The organism is Lysinibacillus sp. NPDC097214 (assembly GCF_050277945.1).
Lineage (GTDB): Bacteria > Bacillota > Bacilli > Bacillales_A > Planococcaceae > Lysinibacillus > Lysinibacillus xylanilyticus_B.
Map to the genome: position 1 here is coordinate 172,494 of NZ_JBNNSS010000010.1, position 7,470 is coordinate 179,963.

Genomic DNA, 7,470 nt, shown 5'->3' on the forward strand with positions numbered 1-7,470 from the left:
AGTCTTCCAGAAATTTTTCATCATGAAAGTAAGGAGAGAAAACTATATGACAAAAACAAATCAAGTTATTGAACAAACTCAAAATTTTGGTGCTGCAAACTATCACCCGCTACCAATCGTTATCTCAGAGGCTGAGGGTGCTTGGGTAAAAGATCCGGAAGGTACTAAATACTTAGATATGCTATCAGCTTACTCTGCTGTGAATCAGGGTCATCGTCATCCAAAAATTATCGCTGCGTTAAAAGAACAGGCTGATAAAGTAACACTAACTTCTCGTGCGTTTTATAGTGAAAACCTTGGTGAATGGTATGAGCTTGTTGGTAAATTAACAAATAAACAGATGGTATTACCGATGAATACAGGTGCAGAAGCGGTAGAAACTGCATTTAAAGCAGCTCGTCGTTGGGCATATGATATAAAAGGTGTAGAAGATGGCAAGGCTGAAATCATTGCATGCAATGGTAACTTCCATGGTCGTACAATGCTTGCTGTATCTTTATCATCTGACGAAGAATATCGTCGTGGCTTCGGTCCGATGTTACCGAATGTTAAGTTAGTCGATTATGGTAACTTAGAAGCATTAAAAGCTGCTATTACTCCTAACACAGCGGCGTTTTTAATTGAACCAATCCAAGGTGAAGCTGGAATCGTTATTCCACCAGAAGGCTTCTTAAAAGCAGCTCGTGAGCTTTGCCGTGAAAACAATGTTTTATTCATTGCAGATGAAATTCAAGCTGGTTTAGCACGTACAGGTAAAATGTTCGCATGTGATTGGGAAGAAGTAGAGCCTGATATGTACATTTTAGGGAAAGCTTTAGGCGGCGGTGTATTCCCAATTTCTTGTGTAGCTGCAAATCGTGAAATCTTAGGAGTTTTCAATCCAGGATCACACGGTTCAACTTTCGGTGGTAATCCTTTAGCATGTGCTGTATCTATTGCTTCAATTAAAGTATTACTAGATGAAAAATTAGCAGAGCGTTCACACCAACTTGGTGAATACTTTAAAGGGAAATTAAGAGAAATTAATAACCCAGTTATTAAAGATGTTCGTGGTCGTGGTTTATTTATCGGAATGGAATTAACAGAGGCAGCACGTCCGTATTGTGAAAAGCTTAAAGAATTAGGTCTATTATGTAAAGAAACACATGATACAGTTATTCGATTTGCACCACCACTTGTTATTTCTCAAGAAGATTTAGATTGGTCAATCGAGCAAATTGAAAAAGTTTTTAAAGTTTAACAAATTGTTCACATTTCAATTCGGAAGTATGTTACAATGATGCCGATATACTATCATTATAAAAACAAAGAGGCGATTTAATAATGTCTGAAAACTTAAATCTGTTCACATCAACTCAAGAAGTCATTCAAGAGGCTCTAAATAGACTTGGCTATGACGAAGCAATGTATGAATTGTTAAAAGAACCGCTTCGCATGCTACAAGTGCGTATTCCAGTGAAAATGGATGATGGTACAACAAAAGTATTTACTGGTTACCGTGCACAACATAATGATGCTGTAGGACCAACTAAAGGTGGGGTACGTTTCCATCCGGCAGTATCTGAGGAAGAAGTTAAAGCGCTTTCAATGTGGATGACATTGAAATGTGGTATCGTAGATCTACCTTATGGCGGTGGTAAAGGCGGTGTCATCTGTGACCCTCGTCAAATGTCTATGGATGAAATCGAAAAATTAAGCCGTGGATATGTACGTGCAGTTAGTCAAATCGTAGGACCAACAAAAGATATTCCTGCTCCAGACGTATTTACGAATGCACAAATTATGGCTTGGATGATGGATGAATACAGCCGTATGGACGAATTCAACTCACCAGGTTTCATCACAGGTAAGCCATTAGTACTTGGCGGTTCTCAAGGTCGTGATCGTGCAACTGCACAAGGTGTAACAATCGTTATTCAAGAAGCAGCGAAAAAACGTGGCATTGATATTAAAGGTGCACGCGTTGTTATTCAAGGCTTCGGTAACGCAGGTAGTTTCCTTGCGAAATTCATGCATGATTTAGGTGCAAAAGTAATCGGTATTTCAGATGCTTATGGTGCACTTCATGATCCAGAAGGTTTAGATGTTGACTACTTATTAGATCGTCGTGATAGCTTCGGTACTGTAACAACATTATTTGAAAACACAATTTCTAACAAAGAATTATTAGAGCTTGATTGTGATATTCTAGTGCCTGCTGCTATCGAAAACCAAATTACTGCTGACAATGCACACAATGTTAAAGCAAACATCGTGGTAGAAGCAGCGAACGGTCCAACAACTGCTGAAGCAACTAGAATTTTAACTGATCGTGGTATTTTACTTGTACCAGACGTATTAGCATCAGCTGGTGGTGTAACAGTTTCTTACTTCGAATGGGTACAAAATAACCAAGGTTATTACTGGACAGAAGAAGAAGTTGAAGAACGTCTATACAAAAAAATGGTCGATGCATTTGAGAACGTTTATACAACAGCGACAACACGTAACATTAACATGCGTTTAGCAGCTTATATGGTAGGTGTTCGCCGCACTGCAGAAGCTTCACGCTTCCGTGGATGGGTTTAATCAATATATATATGAAAAGCGAGTCATTCTTAGTCGGATGACTCGTTTTTTTTGTATGCGTCCCATTTTTATTCGCATGAGTAAGATGTTCTGCTTTGGTCGTATTTGAAGAACATACATACTGATGAAACCTCCGACAATAAGCTTAAGAAGCCCTTTATTTTGTTTATATGAAGTCATACTATTTAACGGCTACTTAACAGACGATAAATTAGTCTGAGAGGCTAATAGATAGGACAGACAGTTAGCCTTTCGGAGTGATAAATTGAAGCCAATATATTGGTTTTAAATTTTTGCGTTCATTAACAGAAATATGAGAAAATCCAACTAGAAAGGGGCGAATTGAATGGATTCATTTACATTTTATAATCCAGTGAAGTTGCATTTTGGTGAAGATGCACTGGAAAAGCTATCAAAAGAGTTAGCGCAACAAGGTAAAAAGGTGTTGGTTGTCTATGGTGGAGGCAGTATTAAGAAAAATGGTGTATACAATGCTGTCATCGAGAAGTTACAAGAAGCGGATAAAACAATATTTGAACTTAGCGGCGTGGAGCCAAATCCGCGTGTGGAAACAGCGAGACTTGGTATTGATCTTTGTAAAAAAGAAGGAATTGATCTAGTTTTAGCTGTTGGAGGTGGTTCCGTTATTGACTGTTCTAAGTTAATAGTCGCTGGTGCAAAATATGATGGCGATGCTTGGGACATTGTAAAACGTAAAGTATTTGTGCAAGAAGCTTTACCGCTTGGAACGGTATTAACGCTAGCTGCAACAGGTTCTGAAATGAACTCAGGCTCTGTCATTACAAATGCGGAGACAGAAGAAAAACTAAGCTGGGGTAGCCCTGCCGTTTTCCCGAAATTTTCGATTTTAAATCCAGCGTATACAGTGACAGTGCCAAAAAATCATACCGTTTACGGTATCGTTGATATGATGTCGCATGTAATTGAACAATATTTCCATAACACAACGAATACCCCAATTACAGATGAAATGTGTGAAGGGGTTTTACGAACAGTTATTACAACAGCTCCTAAATTAATAGAAGATTTAGAAAATATTCAGTTACGTGAAACGATTTTATTAGCCGGAACAATTGGGTTAAATGGATTCTTATCAATTGGTTCTCGAGGTGATTGGGCGTCACATAATATTGAGCACGCTGTATCTGCCGTATACGATATTCCGCACGCAGGTGGTTTAGCGATATTACAACCACATTGGATGCGTCTAAGTGTACCTGTGAATCCAGAGCGTTTTGCAGGCATTGCAACACGCGTTTTCGGTGTCGACGCTACAGGAAAGTCTCCGGAAAAAGTAGCATATGAAGGAATTGATCGTTTATCGGCATTCTGGACTTCAATAGGAGCTCCAAGTCACCTTGCAGATTATGAAATTGATGATTCGAAATTCCATCAAATCGTAGAACATGCAATGCAAAATGGTCCTTTTGGGAACTTCAACAAATTACAGGAAGAAGATGTGCGAGCTATTTTGCAAAACGCACTTTAATGGAAAACGGATATGAGGCTACGCTGTCTTATATTATTAATTGGAATTTAATGTGCAGGCTTCTTCGTAAAAATCTTGATGTCACATTGCGTTGCTTAGAGACATCATTCATCAGTACTTGAATAAAAAATAGCCAACTGCCTGAAATAGGGCAATTGGCTATTTATCTTATTTAGAAAATTATTTTGGCTTATGTTGTTATTGTTTGGGTGTTGAATTATCCGGTCTTTCACCAATATGCACCCAATTTTGTTTCCCATCATCCTCATCATATAAAATGGCCACTTTTGATACGCCCTTCTGACTTAAAATGACCTCTGTTAAATGGTCGCGGACATCATCTAGAAAAGCAAGTGATAAGCTAGGGTCAGCTTCAGCAACTAATTCCACATGTAAAAATTCACCTTCTTTAACGACCTCTAAACGAACAATATCTTTGATGTTTGGGTCATCCATAACAAGATGAGCAATATGATTTAGCATTTCTTCGTCTGTTTCACCAATAACGCCTCGTGCATTATCAAGGAAAACTTTTGCTACTACATAGAACATCATAAAGCCGATAATCATTGAAACGAGCCCTTCTATATTTGCCCAGCCTGTATAATGCGCTATTAAAATAGCAGCGAAGGCCAACAAGTTACCACCTGTAGCCACTAAGTCTTCCATAAACACTAATTTTGTTGCTGGTTTTGCGCGATTTAAATAGGGAAAAGCTTTAGGGATTGCTGATAATAATCCCGTTTTTTCTTGTCCAGCCTCATGTAGTATTTCAACGGCAGCCTTCGCAAGAACTGATCCTTCTAAAACAATACCGATCAATAATACGCCAAGTGCAATGAGCATTCCTTTAGATTCTCCAGCTGGATGTATAAAATGATGCCAGCCTTCTTTTACAGTTTCATAAGAAAGGATTGCTACGATTATAACAGCAAAAAGACAAACTAAATTTACAATTCGGCCAAAGCCTCCTGGAAATTGTTTTGTCGGTGCTTTTTTCGAAAGTGCTGAGCCGATATAGACAAATAATTGGTTTGCTGCATCCCCTAAAGAGTGCATCATTTCTGCAAACATGGCAACATTACCTGTAAAGAAGAAGGCGACACCTTTAATAATTCCTAAAAAGGCATTGACAACTGCTGCCAGCAAAGATGGTTTATTCCCGTTTTTTAATAGTTTTAATAGTTCTCCCACGAAAGAATCCTCCGACTAGTTTAAAATTTCCATTTCGATTTTTTCTATATAGGGTAGTGCTCGTAATGAACGATAAAATGACAGTAAGTTATCAGATACTATTAATGATAAGCGTAAATCTAATTCGTGAAAAACATTATTATTGTTTGGAACATCTTGAATGCGTATGTTTTCGATAATAATATTGTTTTCCTTTAGAAATTCTAGAAAGGACTCACTTTTTTCATCATTGTTAATCTGAACTTTCAATGATATTTCTCGCATACGAATTCTTTTTGGCCCTATTTTCATTAGAAACGGCGATAAAACTTCAATGCCGAAGACAATGATAATAACAGCCAAAGTGGCGTCCATATAGAATCCTGCACCGACTGCAATCCCTATCCCGGCAGCTCCCCAGATCATTGCTGCAGTTGTTAAACCTGAGATACTATCATTCCCACGCCTTAAAATAACACCGGCTCCAAGAAATCCAATTCCACTAACAATTTGGGCAGCCAAGCGTAGAGGATCCATTGTAATATTGATTTCTGACCTCGGGGGTGTTGAGTAGGCGGTTTCAATCGAAATAACAGTTAATAAACAGCTAAATGTGGCGATGACTAAGCTCGTTTTTAATCCTACAGGCTTCTTTTTTAATTCCCTTTCGATACCGATTACTAAACTTAATGTGGCTGCAATTACTAATTTTATGCCAACTTCATATGTAATCATATTTCCAAATAAGGTTTCCATACGCAACCCTCCACAGATATTTCGTATTGCTAAGAGATATGCAAGGTGTCATTATTATATGTACATTACTTTTTTGTATTGTACATCACGATAGGAATGAAGTATAAGTATTTTTTATTTCTTTCAGCAAACGTCTTGGTAGCGAAAGCGATGCGTCAGCTATAAATATTTTTTTAGTAGCCAAAGTAGCTCCAGAAGTCTCCGTTGTAATAGGTGGTTAGATAGATGCCGGTATAAGTTAGAGCACCAGGTAGATATCACGGATAGCACAAAGCTGAATCCAGACGTATTTATGCCCAGGCAAAAATGATTGGAGGTTGGGTTTAATGGAGAAACCAAAAATTCATCCATACATTCCTATATTTATTGGCGTTATTTCTGTATCCTTATCTGCGATATTTGTAAAGTTAGCAAATGCAGAAGCAGGGGTTATTGCGTTTTACCGTATGTTGTTTTCGGTGTTAATAATGGCTCCTCTGTTTTTCTGGAAGTACACTAATGAAGTAAAACAATTAAGAATACGTGATTGGCTATTTTCTTCAGTTGCAGGCATATTTTTAGCCTTCCATTTTATTTTGTGGTTTGAATCACTCAATTACACTTCTGTAGCAAGTTCTACAGTTTTAGTTACACTACAGCCGTTGTTTGCATTTGTAGGTACATATTTTTTCTTTAAAGAGAACATTACTTTAAAAACCATATTTGCAGGAGCGATAGCTATTATTGGTAGTATTTTAATTAGTTGGGGAGATTTTAAACTTAGCGGTACTGCATTTTATGGAGACATGCTTGCTCTTATTGCGTGCGCGCTCGTTACAGCTTACTTTTTATTTGGACAAGATGTACGTAAGAGATTATCTCTTGTGACATATACGATGATTGTTTATGCTGTTAGCACAATTACGTTATTCATCTATGTTCTTATTAAGGGTGAATCGTTCGGTCCTTATCCAACTATGGACTGGATATGGTTTATTTTATTAGCAATCGTACCTAATTTATTGGGTCATACTCTATTTAATTGGTCTATCAAATACGTTAGTACAAATGTAATCTCTATTGCGATATTATTTGAACCAATTGGGGCGGCCATCTTAGCTCTTCTCATTTTTAAAGAGTTTTTAATAGCCACACAAATTATTGGTGGATTAATTGTTATAGTAGGAATTCTATTGTTTGTTGTGGATGAGAAAAAGATTTTTAAACTTTTTTCGAAAAAAGCTTGATTTTTAAATTGCTATATTATATATTATTACTTGTCCTTAACAAGAAGGATGACTTGAAAAAAAGATTTGAAAAAAAGATTTTAAAAAAGTTGTTGACTTCTTGTTGGAGATAAGTTATGATGATAAAGTTGTTAAAAACAAAAACGACATGAACCTTGAAAACTGAACAAGCAAAACGTAATCAATAAAGTTTTTAGTAACTAACCTTGAGTTGGTGAACGAAACAAAATTTTGGAC

Annotated in this window: 6 protein-coding genes; 4 read left to right on the forward strand and 2 right to left on the reverse strand. The window is 37.2% G+C overall.

The features are described from left to right. Nucleotides 1-46: 46 nt before the first annotated feature. From ACQKMI_RS20380 to ACQKMI_RS20390, 3 genes are all read left to right on the forward strand, one after another. Nucleotides 47-1,240, forward strand: coding sequence for an ornithine--oxo-acid transaminase (locus ACQKMI_RS20380; protein ID WP_323648063.1), 1,194 nt, complete (start codon nt 47-49; stop codon nt 1,238-1,240). Between the two features lie 83 nt (nt 1,241-1,323). Continuing rightward, nucleotides 1,324-2,568, forward strand: coding sequence for a Glu/Leu/Phe/Val dehydrogenase (locus ACQKMI_RS20385; protein ID WP_323648062.1), 1,245 nt, complete (start codon nt 1,324-1,326; stop codon nt 2,566-2,568). Nucleotides 2,569-2,914: 346 nt separating this feature from the next. Beyond that, nucleotides 2,915-4,078, forward strand: coding sequence for an iron-containing alcohol dehydrogenase (locus ACQKMI_RS20390; RefSeq protein WP_427491865.1), 1,164 nt, complete (start codon nt 2,915-2,917; stop codon nt 4,076-4,078). A 198-nt stretch (nt 4,079-4,276) separates the two neighbouring features. Here the strand turns inward: ACQKMI_RS20390 and ACQKMI_RS20395 are convergent, their stop codons facing one another. Beyond that, on the reverse strand, nt 4,277-5,272 hold the full coding sequence (locus ACQKMI_RS20395; protein ID WP_427491868.1) for a cation diffusion facilitator family transporter: 996 nt from the start codon (nt 5,270-5,272) through the stop codon (nt 4,277-4,279). Between the two features lie 15 nt (nt 5,273-5,287). After that, nucleotides 5,288-6,007: an MgtC/SapB family protein gene (locus ACQKMI_RS20400; RefSeq protein ID WP_323648057.1), complete on the reverse strand. Its 720-nt coding sequence runs from the start codon at nt 6,005-6,007 to the stop codon at nt 5,288-5,290. 326 nt (nt 6,008-6,333) lie between these two features. On the opposite strand from ACQKMI_RS20400, the gene ACQKMI_RS20405 reads away from it, so the two are divergent. After that, the gene (locus ACQKMI_RS20405; protein WP_427491870.1) at nt 6,334-7,233 is read left to right on the forward strand and encodes a DMT family transporter; all 900 of its coding nucleotides are present in this window, start codon (nt 6,334-6,336) and stop codon (nt 7,231-7,233) included. The last annotated feature ends 237 nt before the right edge of the window (nt 7,234-7,470 follow it).